Annotated in this window: 29 protein-coding genes and 2 pseudogenes; 18 read left to right on the top strand and 13 right to left on the bottom strand. The window is 33.7% G+C overall.

Annotated features, from left to right (window positions below):
- Nucleotides 1-100: 100 nt before the first annotated feature.
- The 4 genes from CDZ92_RS11540 to CDZ92_RS11525 all read right to left on the bottom strand — a co-directional run bounded on the left by CDZ92_RS11540 (nucleotide 101) and on the right by CDZ92_RS11525 (nucleotide 4,080).
- On the bottom strand, nucleotides 101-742 hold the full coding sequence (locus tag CDZ92_RS11540) for a hypothetical protein (RefSeq protein WP_096155385.1): 642 nt from the start codon (nucleotides 740-742) through the stop codon (nucleotides 101-103).
- Nucleotides 743-1,057: 315 nt separating this feature from the next.
- Nucleotides 1,058-1,984 (bottom strand): F510_1955 family glycosylhydrolase, encoded by a 927-nt coding sequence (locus CDZ92_RS11535; protein ID WP_096155384.1) that lies wholly within the window; start codon nucleotides 1,982-1,984, stop codon nucleotides 1,058-1,060.
- Nucleotides 1,985-2,038: 54 nt separating this feature from the next.
- Complete coding sequence (locus CDZ92_RS11530; protein WP_096155383.1) at nucleotides 2,039-2,716, bottom strand: response regulator transcription factor; 678 nt, start codon at nucleotides 2,714-2,716, stop codon at nucleotides 2,039-2,041.
- A gap of 2 nt (nucleotides 2,717-2,718) precedes the next feature.
- Nucleotides 2,719-4,080 (bottom strand): sensor histidine kinase, encoded by a 1,362-nt coding sequence (locus CDZ92_RS11525; RefSeq protein ID WP_255249809.1) that lies wholly within the window; start codon nucleotides 4,078-4,080, stop codon nucleotides 2,719-2,721.
- A gap of 169 nt (nucleotides 4,081-4,249) precedes the next feature.
- On the opposite strand from CDZ92_RS11525, the gene CDZ92_RS11520 reads away from it, so the two are divergent.
- Genes CDZ92_RS11520 through CDZ92_RS11505 form a run of 4 tightly spaced genes read left to right on the top strand, consistent with a single transcriptional unit; the run spans nucleotide 4,250 to nucleotide 6,454 of the window.
- A complete protein-coding gene (locus CDZ92_RS11520; RefSeq protein ID WP_096155382.1) occupies nucleotides 4,250-4,831 on the top strand; it encodes a hypothetical protein in 582 nt (193 codons plus the stop codon).
- Nucleotides 4,832-4,886: 55 nt separating this feature from the next.
- On the top strand, nucleotides 4,887-5,336 hold the full coding sequence (locus CDZ92_RS11515) for a GNAT family N-acetyltransferase (protein ID WP_227521526.1): 450 nt from the start codon (nucleotides 4,887-4,889) through the stop codon (nucleotides 5,334-5,336).
- Nucleotides 5,323-5,544: a hypothetical protein gene (locus CDZ92_RS11510; protein ID WP_198508249.1), complete on the top strand. Its 222-nt coding sequence runs from the start codon at nucleotides 5,323-5,325 to the stop codon at nucleotides 5,542-5,544. The genes CDZ92_RS11515 and CDZ92_RS11510 overlap by 14 nt, the downstream gene beginning before the upstream one ends.
- 46 nt (nucleotides 5,545-5,590) lie before the next feature.
- Nucleotides 5,591-6,454: a VanW family protein gene (locus CDZ92_RS11505; RefSeq protein WP_441296498.1), complete on the top strand. Its 864-nt coding sequence runs from the start codon at nucleotides 5,591-5,593 to the stop codon at nucleotides 6,452-6,454.
- Between the two features lie 68 nt (nucleotides 6,455-6,522).
- Here the strand turns inward: CDZ92_RS11505 and CDZ92_RS11500 are convergent, their stop codons facing one another.
- On the bottom strand, nucleotides 6,523-7,461 hold the full coding sequence (locus tag CDZ92_RS11500) for an arsenic resistance protein (protein ID WP_096155380.1): 939 nt from the start codon (nucleotides 7,459-7,461) through the stop codon (nucleotides 6,523-6,525).
- Nucleotides 7,462-7,479: 18 nt separating this feature from the next.
- Nucleotides 7,480-7,710 (bottom strand): hypothetical protein, encoded by a 231-nt coding sequence (locus CDZ92_RS19640; RefSeq protein WP_141395220.1) that lies wholly within the window; start codon nucleotides 7,708-7,710, stop codon nucleotides 7,480-7,482.
- 101 nt (nucleotides 7,711-7,811) lie between these two features.
- On the opposite strand from CDZ92_RS19640, the gene CDZ92_RS11495 reads away from it, so the two are divergent.
- Together CDZ92_RS11495 and CDZ92_RS11490 are read left to right on the top strand one after the other, a co-directional pair.
- On the top strand, nucleotides 7,812-8,327 hold the full coding sequence (locus CDZ92_RS11495; protein ID WP_096155379.1) for a YcxB family protein: 516 nt from the start codon (nucleotides 7,812-7,814) through the stop codon (nucleotides 8,325-8,327).
- A gap of 92 nt (nucleotides 8,328-8,419) precedes the next feature.
- The gene (locus tag CDZ92_RS11490) at nucleotides 8,420-8,776 is read left to right on the top strand and encodes a hypothetical protein (RefSeq protein WP_096155378.1); all 357 of its coding nucleotides are present in this window, start codon (nucleotides 8,420-8,422) and stop codon (nucleotides 8,774-8,776) included.
- A 249-nt stretch (nucleotides 8,777-9,025) separates the two neighbouring features.
- Here the strand turns inward: CDZ92_RS11490 and CDZ92_RS11485 are convergent, their stop codons facing one another.
- Nucleotides 9,026-9,589 carry a Uma2 family endonuclease gene (locus CDZ92_RS11485; RefSeq protein WP_096155377.1) on the bottom strand — a complete coding sequence of 188 codons (564 nt, stop codon included), beginning with the start codon at nucleotides 9,587-9,589 and terminating at the stop codon, nucleotides 9,026-9,028.
- Between the two features lie 132 nt (nucleotides 9,590-9,721).
- On the opposite strand from CDZ92_RS11485, the gene CDZ92_RS11480 reads away from it, so the two are divergent.
- Nucleotides 9,722-10,024 (top strand): hypothetical protein, encoded by a 303-nt coding sequence (locus CDZ92_RS11480; protein ID WP_096155376.1) that lies wholly within the window; start codon nucleotides 9,722-9,724, stop codon nucleotides 10,022-10,024.
- Nucleotides 10,025-10,108: 84 nt separating this feature from the next.
- On the opposite strand, the gene CDZ92_RS11475 is transcribed toward CDZ92_RS11480, so the two are convergent.
- The 4 genes from CDZ92_RS11475 to modA form a co-directional block, all read right to left on the bottom strand.
- Nucleotides 10,109-10,660 carry a hypothetical protein gene (locus CDZ92_RS11475; protein WP_096155375.1) on the bottom strand — a complete coding sequence of 184 codons (552 nt, stop codon included), beginning with the start codon at nucleotides 10,658-10,660 and terminating at the stop codon, nucleotides 10,109-10,111.
- A 78-nt stretch (nucleotides 10,661-10,738) separates the two neighbouring features.
- Complete coding sequence (locus tag CDZ92_RS11470) at nucleotides 10,739-11,788, bottom strand: sulfate/molybdate ABC transporter ATP-binding protein (RefSeq protein ID WP_096155374.1); 1,050 nt, start codon at nucleotides 11,786-11,788, stop codon at nucleotides 10,739-10,741.
- A gap of 5 nt (nucleotides 11,789-11,793) precedes the next feature.
- Nucleotides 11,794-12,462, bottom strand: coding sequence for a molybdate ABC transporter permease subunit (gene modB / locus CDZ92_RS11465; protein ID WP_096156982.1), 669 nt, complete (start codon nucleotides 12,460-12,462; stop codon nucleotides 11,794-11,796).
- A 3-nt stretch (nucleotides 12,463-12,465) separates the two neighbouring features.
- The gene (gene modA / locus CDZ92_RS11460) at nucleotides 12,466-13,254 is read right to left on the bottom strand and encodes a molybdate ABC transporter substrate-binding protein (protein WP_096155373.1); all 789 of its coding nucleotides are present in this window, start codon (nucleotides 13,252-13,254) and stop codon (nucleotides 12,466-12,468) included.
- Nucleotides 13,255-13,549: 295 nt separating this feature from the next.
- Here modA and CDZ92_RS20615 point away from each other — a divergent pair.
- From CDZ92_RS20615 to CDZ92_RS11450, 3 genes and pseudogenes are all read left to right on the top strand, one after another.
- Nucleotides 13,550-13,733: pseudogene (locus tag CDZ92_RS20615) on the top strand (hypothetical protein).
- Between the two features lie 81 nt (nucleotides 13,734-13,814).
- A pseudogene (locus CDZ92_RS11455) lies at nucleotides 13,815-14,201 on the top strand (RNA polymerase sigma factor); the annotation flags it as partial.
- 18 nt (nucleotides 14,202-14,219) lie between these two features.
- Nucleotides 14,220-14,471, top strand: a complete 252-nt coding sequence (locus CDZ92_RS11450; RefSeq protein ID WP_096155371.1) for a YfjL-like protein — start codon at nucleotides 14,220-14,222, stop codon at nucleotides 14,469-14,471.
- A gap of 98 nt (nucleotides 14,472-14,569) precedes the next feature.
- On the opposite strand, the gene CDZ92_RS11445 is transcribed toward CDZ92_RS11450, so the two are convergent.
- Nucleotides 14,570-15,511, bottom strand: coding sequence for a cupredoxin domain-containing protein (locus CDZ92_RS11445; RefSeq protein WP_157842761.1), 942 nt, complete (start codon nucleotides 15,509-15,511; stop codon nucleotides 14,570-14,572).
- Between the two features lie 381 nt (nucleotides 15,512-15,892).
- Between CDZ92_RS11445 and CDZ92_RS11440 the strand changes: the two genes are divergently transcribed.
- From CDZ92_RS11440 to CDZ92_RS11415, 6 genes are all read left to right on the top strand, one after another.
- Nucleotides 15,893-16,642 (top strand): PIG-L deacetylase family protein, encoded by a 750-nt coding sequence (locus CDZ92_RS11440; RefSeq protein WP_096155369.1) that lies wholly within the window; start codon nucleotides 15,893-15,895, stop codon nucleotides 16,640-16,642.
- A gap of 79 nt (nucleotides 16,643-16,721) precedes the next feature.
- Nucleotides 16,722-18,521 (top strand): ABC transporter substrate-binding protein, encoded by a 1,800-nt coding sequence (locus CDZ92_RS11435; protein ID WP_096155368.1) that lies wholly within the window; start codon nucleotides 16,722-16,724, stop codon nucleotides 18,519-18,521.
- 101 nt (nucleotides 18,522-18,622) lie between these two features.
- Nucleotides 18,623-19,600 (top strand): ABC transporter permease, encoded by a 978-nt coding sequence (locus CDZ92_RS11430; RefSeq protein WP_096155367.1) that lies wholly within the window; start codon nucleotides 18,623-18,625, stop codon nucleotides 19,598-19,600.
- Nucleotides 19,593-20,450, top strand: coding sequence for an ABC transporter permease (locus CDZ92_RS11425; protein WP_096155366.1), 858 nt, complete (start codon nucleotides 19,593-19,595; stop codon nucleotides 20,448-20,450). The genes CDZ92_RS11430 and CDZ92_RS11425 overlap by 8 nt, the downstream gene beginning before the upstream one ends.
- A gap of 2 nt (nucleotides 20,451-20,452) precedes the next feature.
- Nucleotides 20,453-21,421: an ABC transporter ATP-binding protein gene (locus CDZ92_RS11420; RefSeq protein WP_096155365.1), complete on the top strand. Its 969-nt coding sequence runs from the start codon at nucleotides 20,453-20,455 to the stop codon at nucleotides 21,419-21,421.
- Nucleotides 21,418-22,434 (top strand): ABC transporter ATP-binding protein, encoded by a 1,017-nt coding sequence (locus CDZ92_RS11415; RefSeq protein WP_096155364.1) that lies wholly within the window; start codon nucleotides 21,418-21,420, stop codon nucleotides 22,432-22,434. The genes CDZ92_RS11420 and CDZ92_RS11415 overlap by 4 nt, the downstream gene beginning before the upstream one ends.
- An 85-nt stretch (nucleotides 22,435-22,519) precedes the next feature.
- Here CDZ92_RS11415 and CDZ92_RS11410 read toward each other — a convergent pair whose 3' ends face one another.
- Nucleotides 22,520-23,899, bottom strand: coding sequence for an MATE family efflux transporter (locus CDZ92_RS11410; RefSeq protein WP_141395219.1), 1,380 nt, complete (start codon nucleotides 23,897-23,899; stop codon nucleotides 22,520-22,522).
- A gap of 396 nt (nucleotides 23,900-24,295) precedes the next feature.
- Here CDZ92_RS11410 and CDZ92_RS11405 point away from each other — a divergent pair, with 396 nt between their 5' ends.
- Both CDZ92_RS11405 and CDZ92_RS11400 read left to right on the top strand, forming a co-directional pair.
- Nucleotides 24,296-24,622: a metal-sensitive transcriptional regulator gene (locus CDZ92_RS11405; protein WP_096155363.1), complete on the top strand. Its 327-nt coding sequence runs from the start codon at nucleotides 24,296-24,298 to the stop codon at nucleotides 24,620-24,622.
- A gap of 370 nt (nucleotides 24,623-24,992) precedes the next feature.
- Nucleotides 24,993-25,427, top strand: a complete 435-nt coding sequence (locus CDZ92_RS11400) for a hypothetical protein (RefSeq protein WP_096155362.1) — start codon at nucleotides 24,993-24,995, stop codon at nucleotides 25,425-25,427.
- Nucleotides 25,428-25,548 lie beyond the last annotated feature (121 nt).

Here is a 25,548-nt window from a genome sequence, read left to right as displayed (position 1 = left end):
TGATTTGGTCTATTACTTTTATTTAAAAACGAGTTTTAGTATAACATTTCAACTTTTTATGGATTTTCTCCTTGTTATCGGAACTTCTGTATCCTTTAAATTAGCTGCTTTTTTTCTCCTTATATACAGTAAATGCAAAGCTAATAAGTTGAAGTATGACAATGGCTAATACTAAAATAATAAAGGGGATTTGAAGCCAATTGTTATTTTTAGTATTGTGAAGAAATAAGAAATAAAAAGTATGAATAATGACCAATAAATATAAGGTATTTGTCCGTTTTTGTACAAATTCCCATGATTTCCTTCCGAGTATTTTCATGCTTTTATTATTAGAAGTAATCATTAATAAAAGATAATATATTAGTCCAATAATACCAATGATATTTGCTAGCGCGAATCCTGGATGAAGTACCCATTCTCCTCCAAAAGGAGTAAAAATATAGAATAACCTTAATAAATCCCACTCTATCCACCCATCAAAAATAATAATGATATGTGCGATGGCTGTTATTCCAGACCAAATACCTAGAACTCTCCTCCAACTAAGAATAATGCTCAAATTAGGGAACAGCCTTGTAAGTGGTCCAAAAATAATGATGACCATTAAATAAAGTAAAGAAACATTAGCCACTGCTCTGTTCCAAGCATGCATAGGGTGCCATTCACTTCTACTTTCTAAAAATAAGAAAGTTAGAAGTGTGGTTATAAAACCAAGTATAATATGTTTTCTAATACTATTCATTTTTATGAAACTCCTTCTGATTCAATATTTTCGTGACAAACATAAGCTAAAGCTTTTGGTAGGTTTATTGATACATTTCACCTGGTTTTAAAACGGTTTTGACTTGAAGTAAAAGTTTGTTTACTTTTTGGAAGTTGAAAGAGACAAACCTCAAAATATTATTTCTACGGTGGAATGAAGGCGTTTTTAGTCATTGCTAAGGTTATATATTTCTCCTCTATGAATGTACTCCTTTATTTCTAGATAAATAGAGTATCTCATTATTTTGTGCAGAAAGTTTGGAGAATAAAAAAACGTATAGATTAATCTATACGTCTACTGAGAGGAATTGGAAGTAGGTGTTATATTTTTCCATTTACCTCCAGAATTGAATGTTCGAAAAAATTCATTCTGTAGTGTTACAACAACAATTTCTTCTCTATCTTGTGGATTGGAAGCTAAAAATAAGATTGGGCTTTTTTCACTATTTGGAAGTGTGTATGTTTTTTCGCTATTGGATGTTAAGTCTTTTTGAATAAGAGATACTTCACTTCCATCTATACTCGCATACAGTATTGTGTCTTCTTGAAATTCAACCGTTGTAATTGGATTCGGTGAAGTGATTAAGGTAAAAGTATCACCATAGTTGTCCGAATAATACAGGCCTTGACTTGTAGATATAGCCACAAGATTAGACTGAATAGGATGAGTTGCAATATTGCCAATAGAGCGGGCAGAAAAGCCATTCATTGCACTTTTAATCCAAGTATCTCCTTCATCATTCGTATAATATAATCCTTTCCCCAACTCTTTGTTAGGATGTTCATTTAATGCGTATATAGTTAAGCTATTGTAGCCGGCAGCAAGGTAATGGAAATCCGTTTCACCATAAAAGGCTAAAGTATCAAGTGTTTCTCCTAAGTTTTCACTTTTTATTAATCCTAGAGGGTCTTTTAGTTTAGATCCTCGTTCAGGGTGACCACTTGCATAAAAACCAACTTCTGTTGTTTGAAAACCCATAAAGTCATGATTATTTGTTATTGTTTCATACCATACGCCATTTGAAAATCTTTTAATCCCATGATGGGTTGCAACAAATATATCATTAGATTCTCCTAAATAACCTATACCATGTACATGATCGACTTTCTCATTTGTTAACTCGACATAAAAAGAATCACTGTTTAGCGTGTCATTATTGTTGGCAGCGCACCCAGCAATGAACAAAATCACAGTCGATAATAGTAATGCTCTAAACTTCATATCATTTTTCCTCCATCTTTTTTATATCTTGTAAGCCATCCTAAATTACCTTTCTTAAGACTGATCCCACCTATAACCAATTCCCCAAACCGTCTTCAAATATTTATCAATATTAAATCCTTCTTGACGTAACTTATCTCTAACATTTCGAATATGCGAATCAATCGTTCTGTTTTCCGTATCTAACCTAAAGCCTAATGAGTTTAGCAGGTGTTCTCTGGAGAAAACCTTATTAGGATAGGATAGAAATAGTTTTAATAGCTCATACTCTTTTCGTGTTAATGGTATTATTTTTTCGTGATAAGTGGCAGTATAGGCATGCAAATGTAATGTCAGTCCTTCAAAAGATAGGTCATCAACTGAATCTCTGTCACCTACCCTACGTATTATAGCTTCGATTCTTGCTAGTAACTCTTTTTCATTAAAGGGCTTCGTAATGTAATCATCTGCGCCACTTTTCAATCCTTTTACTACATCCTCAATTTCCGTACGAGCAGTCAGCATAATGACAGGAACATTACTAAAGTTACGTATTTCTTGAAGTGTTGCCCAACCATCCATTTTTGGCATCATTATATCCAAAAGAACTAAATCAACACTGTTTTCTTCCAGGAAATCTATTGCTTCTTTCCCGGTGCTCTTTTTAATACATTTATAACCATATGGAGAGATGTAAAGGGATAATAAGTCTAACATTCTTTGTTCATCATCTACTAGTAAGATAGTTGTCATATTTACTTCTCCTTTAACCTAATTGTAAAAGTAGTTCCCTCATCTAATTTACTCCTAACACTAATATCTCCATGATGAGCTTCGACCAATTCTTTCACAATGGATAGTCCTAACCCTACGCCTCCTGTGAGTCGAGAACGAGATTTTTCAACTCGATAAAATCGATTAAAGATGTATGGTAAATCTTCGTTAGGGATGCCTATTCCTTGATCTGTTATCATAATAAAAATATTTTTATTTTCTTTTTTTACTACAACAGTGGTAGTAGTGCCGCTTTCAGAATATTTAAGTGCATTGTCCAAGAGATTAACAAGTACTTGCTCTATTCTTTTAGGATCTATGTTCACTTTCCAAGGGTTTTCACATTTTAGCTCTAATGTTATATTTTTATTTAGGAAGACAGGCATTACTTTTTGAAAAATGCCTTCTAACAAAAGTTGTAAGTCGGTTGTTTCTTTATTAATAGTAAACATATTTTGATCTAATTTTGCCAAATCAAATAGTTCCTCTAAGAGATGATGTACCTTTCCTGCTTCTTCGTGAATAATGGACAAATATTCTATTCTTTCTTCCTCTGTTGTATCTTTTCGTTTAGCAATGTCTGCATAACCTTTAATATAAGTCAACGGAGTTCTTAATTCATGAGAGATACTGGCTAAAAATTCGTTTCTCTCCTTCTTTAAATAATTTAAGTCGTTCGCCAATGTTTGAATGGATGAAGCTAAATCACCAACCTCATCTTTTGTTGAGACAGGAAGTGTAACGGAAAAGTCGCCTTTACTTATCTTCTCGGTAGCCATTTTCATCGAATTTAGCGGCTTTGTTAACACATTTACTAAAAAGAAAATAGTAATTAACATAAAGAAGGTAATAACAATCGCAGCTATTAAGAAATGGTGGTTTAATTTTGAAATAATCCCTTGTATTGTATCGGTCTTTTTGATCATAAAAACATAACCAATGTTCCCATATCCAGCATCATAAGGGGAAACGGTTGAAAGATATTCTCCCTTTCTCCAATTGGATTGAAGAATAAGTCCTTCTCTTGGTACTTCATCATTCAATTCTAATTCCCGTATGTGATGTGAGTGGGGACTAGATGATGTAATGATTTCTCCATTTGAATTCAAAATAAATACATCTGTATCGGTATGAGTTTCCATTTGAGAAATATGTTCCATTGTAGTTATGTCAAAAGAAGATGCTAGAACATCACGGTGGTTATTACCTCTAGCTTTTAAAGCATGGAGCTCTTCTTCTACTAAAGACTCTACCACATGCTGATGTAGAAATATCATGGAGATGCCTTCAATAATTATGATGCAAACAAAAAACCATAAACTTAATTTTAATGAGAATCTCACTTGATTCGACTCCTTACTCTTATACACAAGTCTATAAGAAAAGTTTGAAGAAAGTGTGCAGTTTTCTTCTAATATTGTGTAGTTTTATTGATGATCTTGGAGATAAGTATTTGAAATACATGTCCAACTTTTTGTTCGCATATATATGTAATGAAAGGAGGAGATGTAATTGAATACCTTTTTTTACTATATATTATTTTCGTTAGGTAGCATATCAATTGTTAGTTGTATCTGTGCTTTTAGGTTCCGAAATAAATTAAGAACTATGTCTGCGATGGTCATTACTATGTCTTTATCTATGAGTCTCAGTGTCACTGCTGGACTCCTCTTCGGAGTACTGTACAAAGGAGATTTATTTACTTCGACAATCATATCCATTCTAATAGGAGTTGTATTTGCTATTATTAGTAGTTTTCCTTATGGTATTTTAATATCGGTAGAAGGTGTCATGTCTAGTACAATGGGGGCAATGATGGGAGCAATGCTAGGGGAGAAGATCTCCATCAATCAATCTTCTTTTTTGTTAATGTTTTTCCTAGTCATTACAATATGTTCTTCATTATTAATTTTTATCATTCCCAAATCAGATAAGTATCAAGATGAAACAGTAACAATAAGGTGGATTTGGAAACCAATTCTTGTCACCATTGTATTATGTTTATTCATCTCTATAGGATTTCAATTAAGTCAAACAGAGGCACATAAACAACCCATTGCACCAATAGAACAACACCATGGTCATGAAAATTAATGATTTTCCATATTCACAATTAATTAAGATTTTTAAAAAAGGGAAGGATTTAAAAATGTTAAAATTTATTATATGTAAGTCCATGCCTGATAGTGATTTATTAAATGCAATAGTAGACCTACATGCAGATATATTTGGTACTACTGATGATTTAATAAACAAAATGTGTAATAAACCTCGACTATTAATCAATATAGCTATGGATGGCAAAAAAGTAATAGGATATAAGATTGGCTATGAATTAGATAATGAAACATTCTATAGTTGGTTAGGTGGGGTAGATTCTACTTATAGAAATCAAGGTATTGCTTCCATCTTAATGGAGAAACAACATGATTATTTGAAGGAACAAGGGTATAAAGTTGTGCAAACAAAAACAATGAACAAATGGCGTAACATGCTAATTTTAAATATTAAACATGGATTTGATGTGATCGAGACTTACACAAATGAGAGAGGATTACATAAAATAATACTTGAGAAAAACTTACTTGAATATCTCTAAGTTATTGTCATCACACATTAAGAATGGGCAAGAAATCATTGATGAAAAGGCGGCTATTAAACCTGTACCTGACGAGATTGCGACTAAAGAGTTATTTAGCGCAAAAAATGATGAATTGGTTTTTCATACTTCCCACGAAAGCATTATGCTTGAAATTCGTCAAGATGTTGGTTTGAGGAGATTTGAATTCCATGAAAATAAACTATAAATACGGACTTTTGTTCATACTAGAATTGGGAGGTGGCCCTATACTAATTATGAACATTTTTTTTATTTTGTTGTTAATCTTTTCTAATACTACAAATGATACTGATTATTTAACACTTAAAGATAATGGACAAACCATAATGGTTATAAGCAAGGACGAGGTAATGACTTCAATCCTAGACGTTCCGCTCGTCAATAGTGTAGCTACGGAACAATTACTTCAGACGTTAGAAAAAGATATATTCCTTGAGCCAAAAAACGCAACCATCGGTGATGACGGCAGAATTGTTTCCGAAGAAGTTGGCTACAAATTAAACAAAGAGGCATTTTTAGAACTTTATTATGATTATTTATATCATAATCGATCAACTGTGATTGAGGTCCCTAAGATTCCTATCTATCCAAAGGTAGATAGCGAAATTCTTTCACAAATTAAGGTGAAAAAAATAGGACAGTTTGTGACATTCTTTAATTCTAGAAATATAAGTCGGACTCATAATATTACTCTTGCAGCAGAAGCAATTGATAATTATGTTGTATTTCCAAATGAAGTCTTTTCTTTTAATCAAGTAGTAGGGATGCGAACGGAAGGAAGAGGTTACTTACTTGCACCTATTATAATAAGAGGCGAATTATCTGAAGGTGTTGGCGGAGGAATTTGCCAAGTCTCTTCTACGTTATTTAATGCTGTAGACCTTGCAGGATTAAAAATTGTGGAGAGGTATTCACATAGTAGGAGTGTTCCTTACGTAAGACCAGGTCGAGATGCAACAGTAAGTTGGTACGGTCCAGACTTTCGCTTTCAAAATCAGTATAACCAACCTATTTTAATAAAGGCCAAACGATACGGAGGTAGTTTAATTGTTATGCTGTATTCATCGGATGCAATTAATCTAGAAATAAACAAATAATCTTTTGTTTGAAAAAGGCGCGTTGATGCTTACTTCCCGCGCCAAATTTCTTCAGAAAAAGAAGTGTGTTACCTTCTTCCTTTATTTAAAAATAATAAAACCTGAGTAATGATAGCTAAAATAGGCAATTCCAATAATGGCCCAATTACTAATGTTAAGGCAATCAAAGGTTGGTCTGGGAATGCTGTCATTGCGATTGCTAGAGCGACTGGTGAATTTCTCGCTAACGTAGTTAAACTTAAGCTAGTTCTATCTTGATAGGAGAATTTCATAAGTCTTCCAGCCAATTGTCCAACAAAAAAGTTCAAAACAAAAAACAAGAGAATAGGTATTGTTATTTTCCAAATTAAATCTATATTGGTGATCAGTAAATGACCTTGAGAAGCGAACATAGCCATAATCGCAAAGTTTAACAAAATAATGGGGAACACGCTAAATTTACTAACTAAGACGGTACTAATTCTATTGAACCTTTTTGATACGATAGCCAAAGCCAAAGGAAGGAATAACACAATCAGAATACTTTCGACTAGAAAGGAGAGCTGAATAAATTCTGTCGTACCTCCGAAAATGAGCAAATAGAAAGGTAATAAAAGGACTTGTAAGATTAAATTCAAAGGTAAGATAGCTGTTGATAGGGCAACATTTCCTCTAGCTAATCCTGTGAATATTAAATACCAATCTGTACATGGAGTTACCATCAACATAATAAAACCAATATACAATGCAGGCGTATTGCCTAAAAATACGGATGCCAATATCCATGCTAATACAGGAATCCATACAAAGTTTATGATAACAGACGTATAGGTGAACTTTGTGTTTTTAAAAGCACGTTTGATTTCTGTCAATGGAATTTGAAGGAAAGTAAAATAGAGCATTACGACTAATATTGGCACAATGAAAAATTCTGCGTTTGATTGTATTAAACTAACTTGGCCAATAACAATTCCGATAATAACGGAGGATAGTATGAAGAACGTATACATTTTTTCGATTAAACTCATTATGAAATCACACCTAATTTAATTATTCTTTGTAAGTAATTTTATCATAAGTATATATGAAACGAGGCCAGGGCCGAAGTGACTGAAGTTGGAGTCAAAATAACTGAAGTGAGAGTCGAAGTGACCGAAGCTAGAGTCGAAGTGACCGAAGCTAGAGTCGAAGTGACCGAAGCTAGAGTCAAAGTGACTGAAACAAGTGCCGAAGTGACCGAAATCGGAGCCTAAGTGTAACATTCTTGGACATGCCATGTATCCAAACACTCCCTTATTGATATTTTAATAAATTAAAGGGATTTTCATAGAGTGCGAGAATATATGAGACTAAAGTAAAAAATAAAAGGAAGATGAATATGGACTTACGATATAACCTAACAGAAGAAGACTTTTTACATTTTAATCTCTTTCATCTAAAAAACTCACAAACTGCAAAAAAATCATTAATGTTACAACGATTTGTTTCACCGCTTTTCTTTCTAGGCTTTTCGTATGTATTTTCAGTCATACTTGATGTGCCATTCTTAGCTATGTTTATTCCTTTTTTCATATTAAGTATTGTTTGGATTTTATTCTATCCAAAGTATTTTTATAGTCACGTAATTCGCAATGTGAAAAAAATGATAAAAGAAGGTAAGAATGAAGGTTTACTAGGTAATCATGTATTTAGTTTAAACGAAGATGGCTTTTCAGAAGAAACTAGTTCTGGGGAAACGAAAGTAAAGTGGTCAGGAGTTAATGAGTTTAAAGAAGATGACAAGTTCTTCTACATATACAACAGCTCTGTCAGTGCCTATATCCTCCCTAAAAGAGACATTGTGAATGAAGAGGAAGTAAGGAATTATATAAAGTCTAAGTTACAACAAAATTAAATAGTGAAACCGCTAGAAGGTGTTAATCGTCTTATGATTAGCACTTTCTTTTATTATAGTTAGTAAGTGACTTTTTTTAGGGGGAATCTCATTTGAAGAGAATCTTAGTATACCTTCTAGTTGTAGGAGTAATAATAGTAGCTTTGTTCATGAATCCAAAAGAGTTATACCATAGTTATAAAACAGAGAAAGAGATAAAAGGACTTGCTCCAATTTTTTTTGAATTAGCTAAAGATGAATTTGATGAATCTTTTGATTTTGATAAAGACTTTTACAACGAGAGTATAGAAGTAGAGTATATTGGTGGAAATTTATTTCAACTGAAAACTAGAGACATCAATATCATCATAAAAAGACATCGAAACAAGCATTCCAGTGATTATGAAATATATGTTAAGCATGAGGAAGAGTTTACTAGGTTTGACGGTTTAAAGAAAAACTTATTTTAATCAATAGAAGAAAGAGGAATTTCATGAAACTATCTATCTTGGAGTTACTAACTGTTTTTACAATATTTTACTGTTTGAGATATTTTTTTGATAATAAATATAAACGAAGAGAAAAGAAGAAAATAGCTATGGATGTTATTATTACAACTTTTTTGCTTTTGCCTTACAAGCTATACTTACTTTCGTAACTAACTAATTTACTATATTTTAAAAAAGGGCACATAAAAAAGCTGGTCATTTAAGACCAACTTACGTAAAAAGTTCATCAAGCTCCACTTTAAAATCATTTAAAAGTGAAGAATGAATGGTTCCTTTTTCTTTAAGTATACTAATTTGTTGATAATTACCTTCTGTGTCTAAAGCATATATTTGAACAGCATTTAACATTGGATTAACGATCCAATATTCTTTTACTCCATATTGCATGTAAATGTTTAACTTTGTAACTAAATCATGAGACTGATTGGATGGAGACAAAATCTCAATGATTACAGAAGGAACCCCTACATACTTATTTTCTTGAAATCCCTCTTTTTCACAGATGACGGATAAGTCAGGGATGACAATTTTTGTTCCTTCCACCTTTTCTCTCTGAAGCTCAATATCGTAAGGAGCGCTAAACACTTCACATCCAGAACCATTAAGGTGAGAGAATAACTTTGCATGTAGCTTGCCTGATATACGTTGGTGTTTCGTAGATGGGGAAGGACTCATAAAGATAAACCCATCAATATATTCTAACAGTTCTTCAGTCCGTTCTCTTTGTAAATAAAATTCTTGTAAGGATACTTTTTTACTTTGTGGAAGACTCATTTCTTTGGCCTCCTTATTTAATCATGTATATATATTATAACACATATAACATTTTGAAAAACTTTCCATCATTATATTTCAAAATAATTAGATAGTTTGTTACAATATTGTAATATAAGGGGTGATTCAACAATGGGTTTATTTAGTCCGAAAAACACAAAAAAGAAGATAATTAATGACAATGAGTTTTCATGGAACAAAAATAAAGTTGAACTTACAGAGGATGGTTATTTAGTTAGTGAAGGTGTTATCAATATTAATCGGATTCCAATCCGACATATAGAAACAGTGGTATATAGTGTGAATATAACGAAAGAAGTTGCGGTGCCGGAAATTCAGCTGATTGGTAAAGGGGTTGTACTAGGCACGCTGAAAATTGGGAATGACACAAAAGATGACCTACAAGATTGGTTGTTGGAAAGGTTAGGATTATAAGATATATTCACAAGTAGTGCCCGCTAAAAGTTAGAACATAACTCTAACTTTTAGCGGGCACTACCGTTTTTATGAGTTCACCAATTATCTTGGATAAAACCTTAACTGATGAGAAAGGAGTTCCCCGTCTGACTCTAAGTCTAACTTCTTTTGTAATTCTAAAGGTAATATAGCCGACATTGTCTGTAAAGTTGCGACGTCAAGTTCGGTGGATGTCGTCATCCCTGCAACTTCCTCTCCAATTATCGCCATATGAAAAGGAAGCCTCTTAAAAATAGAGGTTGCCAAATCGGTATACAATTTGTGAATGCTACTAATCCATGTATTGTTATCTACTGTTAGAGGATAAACGACATTAAATTTTGTCTCTAACAAATTAACTGGTAAAGAAAAGTCTAACCAAGTGGCCTCATTCTCTACTACCATTACCGATAACATACACGGATAATCTCCTACTGTTCCTTGTAAATAAAGAACGTCTCCAACTTGAAGAGGATCATCAAAAATAGTAAAGGAAAATTTATCAAGCTGCTTGATAGAGGATAATGCTTCTTTTATCTTTCTAGAGTCAGTTGTTAAAGGTAGTTCAATAGATAAGTCAAAATAACTGCCAGTCCAAATATCTTCTTGTTCCAAGTTCAACACATCCTACAAATCGTTTTTTGTACTTATTATAATAGTAAGGAGCGTTGGTAATCAAATGAAGCTATTCATCTATTCTAGCAAGAGTAAATCATTCGGGTGGATATATAACATACAATCCTCTTTAGCTATTAATTGTAACTGATCGTTTGGAACGTTAGCGTGTAAAGTAAATGCTTTTTCTATGATTAAATTAACTTGTGAGTAATGTATACCACTTACTACACTACTTATTGTGTATGGAAAAGTATTCGTGCCATTATAATCAGTTGCTACAAATTTTATATTGTTAGCATATAAACCCAGGTGAAAATAATCAGCGTTTTTCACTTTACTAACTTTTAATGAGATGTTATTGACTACACACTCAATATAAGTACTACCATCTTTAAACGAATCTATCTTTAAAATATTCTCACAACCAATTATCTTAGCACCCTCTACTGTTCTAGGTTTTTTAAACACCTCTTCTTTTTTCCCAACCTGAATAATGCTCCCGTTATCCATTAAAATAATATTGTCACAGAGACGATATGCTTCTTCCATATCGTGTGTGACTAGAAGAACAGTTCCAGAAAAATTAGATTTTATAAGGTAGAGAAGTTCTTGTTCAAGCGTATGTTTCACTTGGCTATCTAGGGCAGAAAATGGCTCGTCTAATAAAAGTAATTCAGGTTCAGTTACTAACGTTCTAGCAAGTGCAACTCTTTGTTGCTGTCCCCCTGATAATTGGCTTGGATAGTGATTCTCATAACCACCTAATTGAACTTTCTCCATGATGTCTGCTACTTTTTTCTTTTTCTCAATTGAATTTATACCTTTTAATCCATACTCGATATTTTTTTCTACTGTAAGGTGAGGAAAGAGCGCGTAGTTTTGAAAAACATAACCGATTTTTCTATCCTTTGGTTTCTCATTAAGTCGGTTTGCGGATTGAAAAACTGGCTTTTCATTGATGATAATCTCTCCTTTATCAGGAGATATAAGACCGGCTATACTTTGTAATGTGACACTCTTCCCACAACCAGATGGGCCGATAATACCTGTAATACCTGAACTAACTTGGAAAGAAGCATTTAATTGGAACGTATTTAATTTTTTTGAAATAGTTAGTTTCAGCATAACAATCACCTAGTCACTTTTTTTTCAAGTCTATTAATAATGTATAAAACACTTAAGGAAACAGCTGTCATAATAAAAACAAGGATATTAGCTAACTCACGATTTCCTGCCAGTAATGCATCGTATATGGCTATCGGCATTGTCATCGTTTCGTTTGGTATGCTTCCAGCAACCATAAGTGTTGCGCCAAAATCTCCAAGGGCTCTTGCAAAGGCAAGTGTAATACCAGCAGCAACTCCTTGCCAAGCTAATGGCATGACAATTGTTAAAAAGATATTAAACTCTGAACGCCCTAACACTCTTGCAGCGTTTAATAACGTTGGGTCAACTCCTGCAAATGCAGAACGGGCTGACTTTATTAGAAAAGGAATGGAAACAATTAATGCGGCGATAACAGCTCCCGTTGGAGTAAACACAATTGTTATATCAAATGTTTCTTCTAAAAACTTCCCAATACTGCTTTGTCTTCCCAATAAAACTAGCAAATAATAACCTAAAACAGTCGGAGGTAAAACGATAGGTAAAGTGATAAGGGTGTCCACTAAATCTGCTAGTCTGCTATTTGATTTATTTAAGTAGTAGGCGATGGGGATACCAATAATAAATGCGAGTATGGTTGCCGTAATGGCAACTCTAAACGAAAGCATTAAAGGAAAAAGATTAATGTCACCAATCATTTACTTTCCCTCCGGAACTATGAATCCGTACCGCTCCATGACTGGCTTCCCAACTGGCCCTTTAATAAATTGAATAAACTCATTTGCAAGATGATATTCGGAAGTCCTTCCAATAACAGCTATAGACTGCTCAAGTGGTGCATGTAACGGTTCATCGATAAGATGAAAGCTCATTTTTTCTTCATTAAAAAGAGATAATGCGACAATGCTTGCTTCTACATTGCCAGTTTCCATGTAAGCTAGTGTATCAGAAATATTACGACCATAAACTAGCTTGCACTCTAGTTGCTCCCATATTCCAGTTGTCTCAAGCGCCTGCTTAGCAGCTAAACCGTAAGGAGCATGGTCAGGATTAGCGATGGCGATTTTTTTTACCTCGGGTTTCAATAAATCATGAAGTGTTTTAATGTTCATGTCGTTATCTAATTTCGTTGCAATTCCAATTCGCCCAAAAGCATAGGTAGTTTGTGTTTCACGGATTATTAACTCTTTTTCTTTTAAATAGTCTACAAACTGAATATTGGCAGCAGCGAACACATCAAATGGCGCCCCGTGCCCTATTTGATCCGCTAACTGTCCAGTGGAACCAAAAGAAAAGGTAACTTTGGCACCTGTCTCTTCTTCAAAAAGTTTCCCAATTTCTTTGAAAGCTAGTGATAAATCAGAAGCAGCTGCAACTTTTATTTCTTGTACATTTGTCTCATTAGAACTAATGGAACTACAGCCGACAGTTACTATAAATATAGAAAAGATAAGTGAAGAAATCACTACTGTATGTTTTAGCTTCATTAATCTCGCTCCTACTAAAATGATGATAATTAAATTATAAGGTCAAATTACATATCCTACTGTGATGTATATCACACAATAACCAATACGCTGTTTTGTTCATAATAATTACACAATTAATCTTGGGAAAGGACTACAATAAACTAAATGAAATGAAAAAGGGAATAATTTATTTTTCTTAATTACTACTGTAATTTTATTAATCTATATAGCTGTTGATTTCCGCGCAATTTGGAGACTCCTCGAAAATGCTACCGCATTTTCTTCGTGCGATGTACCGCTGCCGTAGCCTTCCTTGTCCTGCGGGAGAAGCGAGGGCCGGGAGACCCCACAGGCGCTTGCGCCGAGGAGGCTCCCGACTCGCCCGCGGAAAGCGGAGACTTGCGCGGAAATCAACAGCGGCGTTTAACGAAGACTATAAAAATAAATTTTTTATAAATACATGTAACGAATCGCAGATAAATGTAACTAATTACTGAAAGGAGGTACAGAATGAAAGAAATTGAGGATCTGTATATTCAATATAAGCAAGATGTGTATCAACATCTCATCTTCTTTCTCTAACCCATAATCCTACCCTTTCAGAAGATATATTGTCGGATACATTTGTGAGTGCCATAACTTCTATTCACAGCTTTAAAGGTCACTCATCGGTGAAAACGTGGCTTTTCTCCATTGCCAGAAATACATGGTTGCAAAGATTAAGAAAAGAAAAATACGCAGTACAATTTAATGACCTACTTGGACTATATGTAACAGAAAATCTTTCTGAAAGTTTTAATACAAAAGAAACGATAAATCGAATAAAACAATTGCTACAAGAAAAAGATGAACGAACACAAAAAATCGTTCAATTAAGAATTGAAGGTTATAGTTTACAGTTTGATTTATACAGTCTTGGTTGCTGTAGGAATTGTGATTGGAAAGTTACTAAAATATGTATTTAAGAAAGAGAGATGAGAAAAATGAATACAAGTCTAAAAAGAGCTTCTAAAGTAGCAGCAGGAGTAGTCGGGATCGCCTTAATTGGCATCATATTATTTGTAACAAATGCGTTTGTCGGCAACCCAGTTTCCTCTTACTTGGCAAATAAAGCAATTAATAAATATGTTGAGGAAGAATACGGACATTTTGACTTAGAGACGGAGAAAGTTTATTACAATTTTAAAGATAATGCTGAATTACTTAACCTGGTAATACCGAACAAACCTGAATAGTTGTGTAACAAAAGGTTCACGTTCTATTTAACGTGAACCTTTTTTAATGGAAATATCTAATTTAAAAGGAAAGCTGATTAAGGAAATGTAAAGGTATATTAATTTACAACTAGTATGCCAACCATTCCTGCTTCTTTATGTCCAGGAATTGTACAATAAAATTCATAATTCCCTTTTTCTAAAGGTGTTAAAGTAACATTTGAAGTGCTGTTTGGCTGTACATGAAGATGAAAAAATTCGTTATTATTTACTTGAGAATGGTGGGCGTGACTATTATGGTTGTGATTAAGTTCCGTGTTTTCGAATTCTTTTTTATGTGGAAAATTGGAAATTTCAAAATCATGCTCAACATCATCACTATTAATTAGTTTTATTTCTATAGTTTCCGCCTTTGTTAAAACTAATTTAGTTGGGGAGTATTTATTATTCGATGTAATAATTTCAATTGTTTTAGCTTCGCTAGAACTTGAATTTTTATTAAGGTGATTTGCATGTTCTTGGCTAGTATTTTCTGATGAAACGTTAATTTGGTCTATTCCTATAAAAAGTGAGATGAAAAATATAAATACTAATAAAGGTTTAATAAACCACTTTATGGAAGCGTACTCGGTTTCTTTTTTTACTCTCGGAAATAGTTGAATGCAAATAAATGATACTATTACTGTAATGCATAACAACAGTTTAACGAGTAATATTGTTTCATCTAACGAGATCATGACCCCTAACATTGCCCCCATCATTCCACCCATTACACCAGCTAATATTCCATCTAATACTGCTAATAGACTTATTGGAAATCCAACTAGTAATCCAGTAAGTATTCCTATTCCCATTGATAATATAGTTGCGGTAACGAGTTCACTTTGTAAATACCCCCCTAGTAATACCCCAATAGTCAAACTGACAGTCATTCCTACCCCCATTGCAGTCATCATACCCGTCATGGATTGGATTTGTTTTCTATACAAGAATGTCATGTATGAGGTTAATAATACTAGGAATGATAATATGGAAAAAATAGTTATAATAAAAAGTATCAAATCAAGTCCTCCTCTCGTTTGTACAAATAATATGTACAAGTATGTCAAGCCATTCCATATAAATTTACAAGAAAAAAATATTAGTGTTATTGAAAATATACCCCTATAACGTATGTAGATGGGAATTTTAGTGAAAAAGTATAGTAATAGAAGAATATTAGTATATAGAAGGAAAAAGAGAGGTTTTATTATCATATAGATCGAAGTTATTATATAAATATACTAAAATATCAAAAAAAAAGATATGTAATATTACTTTGTGAATTTTTAGTGAAAAATAGTATTTACAATTCAGAATATTTTGATTATCATTAAGACAACAACCCACTATATACTATAGGGGGGTAATGTAAAATCGCTAAAAAACAGGAGGGAATGTAAATGGGGAAAGGTAAAAGACTGTTATTACTCGGTGTATATGGTATGGAGGTAGTGGAGTGTGGAGGTGCACTTGCGAAAAACGTAGAAAATGGTGGAGAGTCGTTTGCGTCCATGATGCTTTGTAGAGAAACTAGTCAACCACAAGTAACTAAGGCTGCTGAAGTACTTGGTGTAAAGATGCAATTTTCTAATTTTCAATCAGGTCATGTGGACAATAGTGTAGAATCAAAGAAAAAACTAGTGAGAGTGATTAGAGAAATCAAACCAGATATTATCATTACGCAAGATCCAGAACATTCCTTCCATGATTTAGATCCAGACAGGCGCCCCGCTATGATTTTAATTCTAGAAGCAATTGCATTGGCAAGTAGAGATTTCGCTTTAGACGAGATGGCAGATTTAAAACCACATCCTATTCCTACTATTTACTACATGACACCACACCATCCAAATACAGTCGTTGACATTTCTTCCGTTTGGGATAAGAAAGTAAAAGCTATGGACGTTTTAGAAAGCCAAATGGAATTTAGTGGTCAACATTTTGAAAGAGCATTAGATCCTACCGCGGCTGAAGTATTAGTTCCTGGCTTTGCAAAACTTGAAAGCCATTACCAAAAAGGTAGAGCTGTACATAAAGCTCTAGATATGGCTGTTCATGTTTACCATGGGCTAGCAACACATGGTCACTTCGCTCTTGCAGAAGCGTTTAGAAGAGAAGGGAACTTTCATTTACAGGAGTTAGTCGAATAATGATTAAGACAAAACATCATAAATAAGTAGTTTTTTAAGTTTATTATTTTTATAGTGAAATTATTAGGAGGTTGGGGGAATGAAGAATAGTTTAATCATAATGCTTATATTTCTTTTAATGTTAACTCCTGTTCGAGAAGCTTATGGTCAAGAAGACATTGTTGATTCTTTAAAAATTGGTATTTCTCGAGATGAATTCACAATTAATCCTTATACGTATAACACTGGTTATCCAGGACTTGATATGATGCAACTTGTATATGATACGATGTTTCATTTAGATGAAGAACTATTACCTCAACCTTGGCTTGTAAAGGAATATAAAATCAGTGAAGATGCATTAACCTATGATTTTATCTTGAATGAAAATATTAAATGGCATGATGGAGAACTATTAACAGCCGAAGATATTAAGTTTACTGTTGAGTATTTCACAGAGTATCCTAAGGCGCGCTTTACAAACCCATTAAGAGTTGTAGAAAAAATAGAAGTACATGATGCAACAAGTTTAACTTTTGTTTTAAGTCAACCGGATCCAAACTTTGTTGTCGGGCCTTTATCAGACGTACCAATTCTTCCAAAGCATATTTGGAGTGAAATTACTAACCCTGATGAAGAAAGTAATCAATCAATAGGTAGTGGTCCATATGTATTTGTAGAGCATAGATCTGATCAGTTTATAAAAGTAAAGGCTAACCCTGGATATCATAAAGGAAAGCCTACAATTAACGAAATTATATTTCCTATTATTGCAGATACTACAGCAATGTTTACTGCGTTAAGAGGGAATCAACTTGACGCTATTGCACCTAGTCTTACACCTGAATTAGTCGAACAGTTTGAAAGTAATCCGAACATTAAGGTAGTAACAGGACCTGGCTTCAGTTCTACTTTATTCCATATCAACGCTTCTGAGTACCCTATGTCGGAAACAGCTTTTAGACAGGCGATAAAATATGCGATTGATCCACAATATTTAGTAGATACAGTCCTATTAGGTTATGGTCAAGTAGCCAGTCCTGGTTGGATTCATCCAGCTTCACTATTTTTTAATAATGAAGTTACACCTTATAAAACTGATGTGGATAAAGCAAAGCAATTACTAGAAGAAGCTGGATTCGTAGATAGAGATGGTGATGGGTTCCGTGAAGATCAAAATGGTGAAAAGATAGAGTTATTTTCCATTGTTCCTTCTAATAACCCTGTCAGAGTTAGAACAGGAGAAATAATTACAGAATGGTTAACGGCAATCGGCATTAACGTGAAAGTTCGAGCAATGGATAATGAAACAGCTGTTGAACGCATGTGGCCGAGTTTTGATGTAACTCAAGGAAGAGACTTTGATTTAGGTATGTTTGGGTGGTCTGCTCCAGTACAGTTAACACCTGATAGGATGATAGATTTATTTCATTCAGATCTTAGCCTGGGCTCGTTAAACCTAGGTGCCTATTCTAATTTAGAGTTTGATAATTTAGCAACAAAATTAAAAGAAGAAATTGACCCGGTAGAAAGAGAAAAAATAATTCATGAAATGCAGCTTCTAGTAGCAGACGATTTTCCAATCGCGACACTATTTTTCAACGATGTTATTAATGCATATAACCCAAATATTTATGATGGATATACATTCCAAGCAGGCAAGGGAATAATACACAAGCTATCGTTTATCACAACTGGGGACGAAAAAGAAGTACCAGGTTCATCAAACAAAGAAACACCTAAAAATACCGATCAAAAGGAAAAGAATGATACAGACATAAAAGAAAAAGGTTCTAACTCTAATAACAAACTATTTATTCTTTTAGGATTTGTTATTGTTATCGCTGCTTCTGGGTTTTATATAAAGAAAAGATCTGGATCAAGAGATAAATCAGCTTAGGAAAATATTAAAACTCTTGTAAAAGACTATATTTAGTCGAATCTTTTACGAGAGTTTTTATAATCGTATTAATTTGTAAATTAGCACAAGGAGGGAGACCATTGTCCAAGTTTCTAACTGGTAAGGTTGTTCAATATAGTCTAGTTATATTTTTAATGTTGACATTAAACTTCTTACTGCCGAGATTAATGCCAGGTGACCCACTAATTTTCCTTGCTGGTGAAGAGGTTGCATTCTTAACAACTGCAGAAAGAGAAGCCATTTTGGAGAAACATGGCTTAAATGGGTCACTCAGTCAACAATATGTCACATACGTTAAAAGCATTTTCTCAGGTGATTTCGGATATTCCTTTCAAAAGAAACAGCCTATTGTAGATTTAATTAAAGAGCGAATACCTTGGACATTACTATTAGCAGGTCTTAGCTTAGTAATTTCTACTATCCTTGGTGTTATGATTGGAGCAATATCTGCATGGAAACGTGGAACTAAAACAGATGTTAATATTTTATCCTTCATGATGTTTTTAAGTGCAATGCCTTCTTTTTGGGTTGGAATGATTCTTGTTTCTATTTTTGCAGCGAAGCTAGGTTGGTTTCCTGTTTTTGGTGGCGAAACAGCATGGGCTAACTATACTGGTTGGGAAAGAATTAAAGATGTATCTCAGCACCTTGCCCTCCCTTTACTGACACTAGTATTAATATCTGTTACTAATACATTTATGATTATGAGATATTCGATGCTAAATGTTCTTGGAGAAGATTATATTATGATGGCAAAAGCCAAGGGGCTAAAAGAAAGAGTTATAAAATATAAGCATGCGATGCGGAACGCGTTATTACCGGTAGCGACTGTATTTATGTTGAGTTTAGGATTTTTGCTTGGTGGAGCTACTGTTATAGAAACAGTCTTTGCATATCCAGGTTTAGGTCGCTTAATGTTTGAATCAGTAATAAGTAGAGATTATCCATTAATACAAGCAACATTTTTAATTATTACGTTTGCAGTTGTCATTGCAAATTTCTTGGCAGATATTCTATATCCATTATTGGATCCGAAAGTGGGGAGAAACAATGGATAAGCATAAAATGCAACATTATTGGCAAATTTTTAGTACCAATAATTTAGGATTAATCGGTGTAGGAATACTTGTAATTATTCTATTTATAGCATTGGCAGCTCCTATTTTAGCTCCATTTGACCCTAGTGAACGTGTTGGTTCACCTTTCATGAAACCAAATAGTGAATTTTTGCTAGGAACAAATGATGTCGGCCAAGATATTTTTAGTGAATTGATATATGGAACACGAATTTCATTATTAATAGGTGTTTTAGCTTCTGTATTATCCATTGGAATGGGGCTGTTAGTAGGAATTGTTGCAGGGTACTATGGTGGGAGAGTAGATTCAATTTTAATGAGACTAGTAGATTTGGTTTTAGTAATTCCATTTTTACCATTGATGATTCTATTAGCAGCGTTTATAGGACCAAGCTTTTGGAACATAATTTTTGTTATTGCTGTACTATCGTGGGCAAGTCCAGCTAGGGTTATTCGCTCTCAAGTTTTGACACTCAAGACAAAGGGGTATGTAGAGGCAGCTAAATCAATAGGCACTAAAGTTCGAGTCATTATGTCTCGACATATCCTACCTGGGGTTGTTCCAATCGCTTTATCCCAATTTGTCCTAGCGGCAAGTTCTGCAATTTTAATTGAAGCTTCCTTAAGTTTTCTTGGTTTAGGTGACCCACTAAGTAAAAGCTGGGGAACAGTACTATATTATGCTCAAGCTAGAGGGGCGTTTCTAACGGATGCATGGATATGGTGGATTCTTCCTCCAGGAATATTAATAACAACAGTGGTAATTGGCTTTGCCTTTACTGGTTACTCGATGGAAGAAATACTAAACCCTAGGTTACGGAAAGGAAGGTAAATATGAGTGATGTGTTAACAGTCGAAAATTTATCTACTTATTTTAAAACAGATAAAGGGATTGCTAAGGCAGTAGAAGATGTATCTTTTTCCGTAAAAAAAGGGGAAATGTTAGGATTAATCGGAGAGTCTGGTTGTGGAAAAACAACAGTAGCACAGTCCATTTTACGTTTAATTGAGTACCCTGGGAAAGTAGTAAGTGGCAGAGCGATATTAGATGGAAAAGATTTAATATCGGCTACAGATAAAGAATTAGAGGATAGAAGATGGAAGGAAATATCCGTAATTCCTCAAAGTGCTATGAATGCTTTAAATCCTGTTTATACAGTTGGGGACCAAATAATTGAGTCAATCTTACTTCATGTAAAAATATCAAGAAAAGAAGCTTTGAAGAGGACGAAGGACCTTTTGGAACTTGTTGGAATTGATGGGGAACGTTGGAAGAGTTACCCCCATGAATTTAGTGGAGGCATGAAGCAAAGGGTCGCAATTGCGATGGCATTATCATGTAACCCAAAACTAGTAATCTCTGACGAATCAACTACTGGACTCGACGTACTAACACAAGCACAAGTTATTGCTCTTATTAAAAAGTTACAAAGAACGCTTGACCTTTCTGTTATTTTGATTTCACATGATTTACCGATGGTAACTGCAATTTGTGATCGAATCGCCATCATGTATGCCGGGAAAATAATAGAGTGGTCAAGTACAAAAGATATTTTAGAAGATCCAAGACACCCGTACTCAAAGGGGTTAATGAATGCAACACCGGATCTAGCTCATCCGGATAAACAAGTAATCTCGATTCCTGGTAGTGTTCCTAACCTTATTAATCCACCTCAAGGTTGTAGGTTTCATCCTAGATGTCAACATGCTATGGATCGGTGTAAACAAGAAGTACCAGTGATTAAGGAGGTTAAAAAAGGCCACTATACTGCTTGTTTTTTAGAGGAGAGTGATAGTAAATGAGTGCAGATGTATTAATTCAAATAAAGAACTTAAAAAAGACATTTACAAAAAAATCTGGTTCGATTTTTAATCGTAAAATTACCAATGTACATGCAGTAAATAATGTGAATTTAGAAATAAACAAAGGTGAAATTCTAGGTATTATCGGAGAGAGTGGATGTGGTAAAACAACTACTGCTCGCATGATTATGAGGCTAATGAAAGAAACAAGTGGAGATATTATTTTTGATGGAACTAACTTAAGTGAATTAAGCGATTCCCAGACTAATAAAATGCGAAAAAAAATGCAAATGATATTCCAAGATCCATATGATACATTAAATCCTGGTATGAGGATTTTGGATATAATAATGGAGCCATTGAATGCACATGAGAAGGAACTTGCCAATGATGATAAAGTAAGTAAAGTGAAAGCAGCGGTAGAAGCTATTGATTTAAAACCTGCAGAAGATTTTATTTATCGTTATCCCCACCAATTAAGTGGGGGACAACGGCAACGTGTGGCTATTGCAAGGGCTATCATCTTAGAACCTTTATTTATTGCTGCAGATGAACCAACCTCTATGTTAGATGTTTCCGTTAGAGCAGGAATATTAAATGCTCTACTTTCTCTGAAGAAAAAAATGGGGCTAACGATGATGTTTATTACACATGATTTAGCAACTGCAAGTTATATGTGCGATCGAATAGCTGTTATGTATCAAGGAAAGGTAGTGGAAATTGGTCCAACCAAGAAAATAATTAATAATCCATCCCATCCATATACAAAGGCATTGGTTTCCGTAGTGGCTGATTTGAACTATTTTATCGAAAATAAAGAAAGTATTATTCTAGATGGGGAAGTTGATGCAACCATCGTACATCAAGGATGTCCATTTGTAAGTAGATGTCCACACCAAGAAACATCGTGTCATTCTCATGCTCCAGAATTAGAGATTATTGAAAATCACCATTATGTATCATGTCACTGTCACATCGATATTAATGAACAGAAATATCCAGTATCTTTATAATGATTCTTGTAACTTATAATAAAAAGAGAAGAAAAAGGATTTTATCATTTTTCTTCTCTTTTGCTAGTTTAAGAGTTTGAAATCTTTATGTGCTTTCTTGTTTTTGTTCAAAAGATGAATCCATCCACTCATCTTTCGTAAACCTTCTCCATAATAAAAGTGCTCGAAAGAAGTTATCTAAACCAATCGCAATCCATACACCTGCAATACCCCACCCTAATGAAATACCTAACACATATACACCTATTGTCCGGATAGCCCATATTCCAATAGTAGTGATATACATAGGATATTTTGTATTTCCACCACCTTGGAAAACGCCTGTAAGAACTAGTACTACGGCCAACAAAGGTTGAATGAATGCATCAATTTGTAGGGCTATACGTATCTCACTTATAACTTGCAAATCATTTGTAAACAACTGTCCTAGCCATCCTGCTGAAAGGAATAATATGATCCCTATAATAGTCATAGTTATCATGGAGAGGAAAGTAATTATAAAGCCAACCTGTTTTGCTTGCATATACTGTCCAGCCCCTATATGTTGGGCAATCAATATAGTTGCAGCAGTTGCAAAACCATAGCCAATCATATAGGAAAAGACTTCAATACTTCCAGCGATCTGATGAGCTGCAAAAGTATTAGTTCCAAGTTGTATAATAAAGCCAAAATATAAAACTTGACCAATTCTCATAACCAATCGTTCAGCAGCAGCAGGACCTCCCATTGTTAAAAGGCTAATCTGAATTTCTTTGTTAGGCTGCCAATCATTCTTATTAAAAATTACAATTTTTGTTTCCGATTTTCTTAAATGATTCCACAATAATAGAACACCAATCAGCCTTACAATAACTGTAGCAATTGCGGCACCTATAATCCCCATGCTTGGAATAAATAAAAAGCCAAAAATAAAAATATAATCCAGGAAAATGTGTATGACATTAATCCAAATGCTTACTTTCATCGGTGTTTTTGTATCACCCGTACCTCTAAGTATACTACTTAAGACAAACATTAAGGATATAAGTATGGAAGGAATAGCTACAATTTGAAAATAGATAGTACCAAGCGAGAGAACATGATCATCTGCTCCCATTAATTTTAATATAGGTGACGCAAATAACAGAGTGAATATCCCAAAAAACAAACCTACAATAATAGATAATAAAATTGCTTGTTGTGCATATTTTTTAGTTTTGATTGTATCATTTGCTCCAGTATATTTTGCGATAAAAATATTAGCTGCAACTCCAATGGACATAAATATTGCAAAATAAACTAATAAAATTGCATTGGTTATTCCTACAGCTGATACTTCAGCTAATCCAATTTTGGATAAGAAAAAGGTATCTACAAAACCAATCACCGTTTGGAAAAAATTCTCGATAATAGCAGGGATAGAAAGAGCTAAAATAATTTGAACTTGCTTTAATAGGGGAGTATTTTCATGAAGGTTGTTATTCAAAGTTTTTCATCTCCTTTAAGTAGAGTATGAATCGTATTTGCATGTCTCCTTTATTAATTTTCTATCTTAATTATATGCCTATAGGGGGTATGGGTACAACAAGTTTTTTTATAATATATAGTAAAATAAAAAGGAATTTCTTTACATTCTATAATAGGTTTTCTATAATTTTAGTATCTTTGAATCAATTTCATAATTACGGTTCGTTTAGTGAAAAATGAATATTTTCCCTAAAAAAAGCATAGGGTGTTCATTTATTGATGTGTTTTTTTTAGAATAAACATTCTTATAATTCGTTTTTAAGTGTAGTAATCATACGTTATGAAACGGACTCCTTTGTTTAAGAGAAAAATAAGCTAATTATATATATCTATCATACTATTGGGAGTTGAAAAAATGGAAAATAAAAACGTGGCTAACAATGAAAATATTAACTGTAAAGATGATCTTCATGGACATGTACCGGAAGCTTTAAAGCAAAACTTAATGAAACGTTTGAATAGAATTGAAGGTCAAGTAAGAGGAATAAAAGGAATGATTGAAAGAGATGTATACTGTGATGATATATTGAATCAAATGTCTTCTGTGCAATCGGCCTTGAATGGAGTTTCACGTTTGCTATTAGAAAGTCATTTTAAAACTTGCGTAATAGAAAGATTGAATAAAGAAGAATATGAAGTTGTGGAAGAGTTTATGAAAACAGTTGCCAAGTTAGTTAAATAAACATTAGGGTTTAAAGTAGAAACAAGGAAGTGTTATGAACCTTGAACACTTCCTTGTTTTCTTTACGGTGTTCATTTCTCCCGCTTTTGGTTGAGATATTACCCCATATTCTTTTTAATTCCACTTATAGACAAATACTTGTGGAAAGAAGAGTAAGGTTCCTTTTTGTGGCCTTTTCTATTTTTGAAAAAATATTAAGAGAAGTTAAGTTGCTTCTTCTTTTATGGTTAGTTTTCATCTTATTTGCTGTTTGGTACACATATCCAAAATGAGTTAACAGAACTATTGAAGAAGGAATTAACTTTGCGAATCTTATTATGAAAAGCTTCTTAGTTGATAATAAACTAGAGGAATAGATAGGAGGGATAGTATGATGAGGAAATTATTAAGTTTAGTAGCTTTCTTGTTACTTATTTTTAATATGTCAGGGTGTAATAAAGATATAAACATTAGTCCACATGTCACCGTTAACGGTGAAGATGTAAGTACCATTTACCATGTAGGAGCAGGGGAGCTCGACGAAGATAAATATGCTGCACCACGTTTTACTGAGCATATTGAGGTGATGGAAGTAAAACCGGGTTCTTTAGTAGAGGTTATGTATATCGACGTGCCAAAAAGAGTCTATATTCATGCATGGTTAAATGATGAACTGAAAGTAAAAGAGGAATTAAAAGATGTTTCTTCTTCCTTACAGTTTAGTGCCCCAATGCAAGAAGGAACGTACATATATAGAATTGCCTCTAGATGGAACTTTCGAACTGCGAGTAATACGGTGTTTGTTTTAGAAGTGAAAAATAATTAGATGATAATAATAAGCAAACGAACCTTTGTGGTAGTTTAACTTTTTGGAGGTAATATGTCTATTTTATTGTTTTTTCTCATTCTAATGCCGCTTAGTATCCTTATACATGAATTAGGTCATG

Source organism: Bacillus sp. FJAT-45066 (genome assembly GCF_002335755.1).
Taxonomy (GTDB): domain Bacteria; phylum Bacillota; class Bacilli; order Bacillales; family Bacillaceae_I; genus Bacillus_CD; species Bacillus_CD alkalisoli.
This window is presented reverse-complemented; position numbering and strand designations above follow the sequence as displayed.

Coding starts and splice junctions, on each gene's coding strand:
- CDZ92_RS19640 (WP_141395220.1), bottom strand. CDS start 7,710: ATGGCATGTCCAAGAATGTTACACTTAGGCTCCGATTTCGGTCACTTC.
- CDZ92_RS11535 (WP_096155384.1), bottom strand. CDS start 1,984: ATGAAGTTTAGAGCATTACTATTATCGACTGTGATTTTGTTCATTGCT.
- CDZ92_RS11415 (WP_096155364.1), top strand. CDS start 21,418: ATGAGTGCAGATGTATTAATTCAAATAAAGAACTTAAAAAAGACATTT.
- CDZ92_RS11500 (WP_096155380.1), bottom strand. CDS start 7,461: ATGAGTTTAATCGAAAAAATGTATACGTTCTTCATACTATCCTCCGTT.
- CDZ92_RS11515 (WP_227521526.1), top strand. CDS start 4,887: ATGTTAAAATTTATTATATGTAAGTCCATGCCTGATAGTGATTTATTA.
- modA (WP_096155373.1), bottom strand. CDS start 13,254: ATGAAGCTAAAACATACAGTAGTGATTTCTTCACTTATCTTTTCTATA.
- CDZ92_RS11425 (WP_096155366.1), top strand. CDS start 19,593: ATGGATAAGCATAAAATGCAACATTATTGGCAAATTTTTAGTACCAAT.
- CDZ92_RS11400 (WP_096155362.1), top strand. CDS start 24,993: ATGATGAGGAAATTATTAAGTTTAGTAGCTTTCTTGTTACTTATTTTT.
- CDZ92_RS11485 (WP_096155377.1), bottom strand. CDS start 9,589: ATGAGTCTTCCACAAAGTAAAAAAGTATCCTTACAAGAATTTTATTTA.
- CDZ92_RS11440 (WP_096155369.1), top strand. CDS start 15,893: ATGGGGAAAGGTAAAAGACTGTTATTACTCGGTGTATATGGTATGGAG.
- CDZ92_RS11495 (WP_096155379.1), top strand. CDS start 7,812: ATGGACTTACGATATAACCTAACAGAAGAAGACTTTTTACATTTTAAT.
- CDZ92_RS11540 (WP_096155385.1), bottom strand. CDS start 742: ATGAATAGTATTAGAAAACATATTATACTTGGTTTTATAACCACACTT.
- CDZ92_RS11435 (WP_096155368.1), top strand. CDS start 16,722: ATGAAGAATAGTTTAATCATAATGCTTATATTTCTTTTAATGTTAACT.
- CDZ92_RS11480 (WP_096155376.1), top strand. CDS start 9,722: ATGGGTTTATTTAGTCCGAAAAACACAAAAAAGAAGATAATTAATGAC.
- CDZ92_RS11470 (WP_096155374.1), bottom strand. CDS start 11,788: ATGCTGAAACTAACTATTTCAAAAAAATTAAATACGTTCCAATTAAAT.
- CDZ92_RS11420 (WP_096155365.1), top strand. CDS start 20,453: ATGAGTGATGTGTTAACAGTCGAAAATTTATCTACTTATTTTAAAACA.
- CDZ92_RS11530 (WP_096155383.1), bottom strand. CDS start 2,716: ATGACAACTATCTTACTAGTAGATGATGAACAAAGAATGTTAGACTTA.
- CDZ92_RS11405 (WP_096155363.1), top strand. CDS start 24,296: ATGGAAAATAAAAACGTGGCTAACAATGAAAATATTAACTGTAAAGAT.
- CDZ92_RS11450 (WP_096155371.1), top strand. CDS start 14,220: ATGAATACAAGTCTAAAAAGAGCTTCTAAAGTAGCAGCAGGAGTAGTC.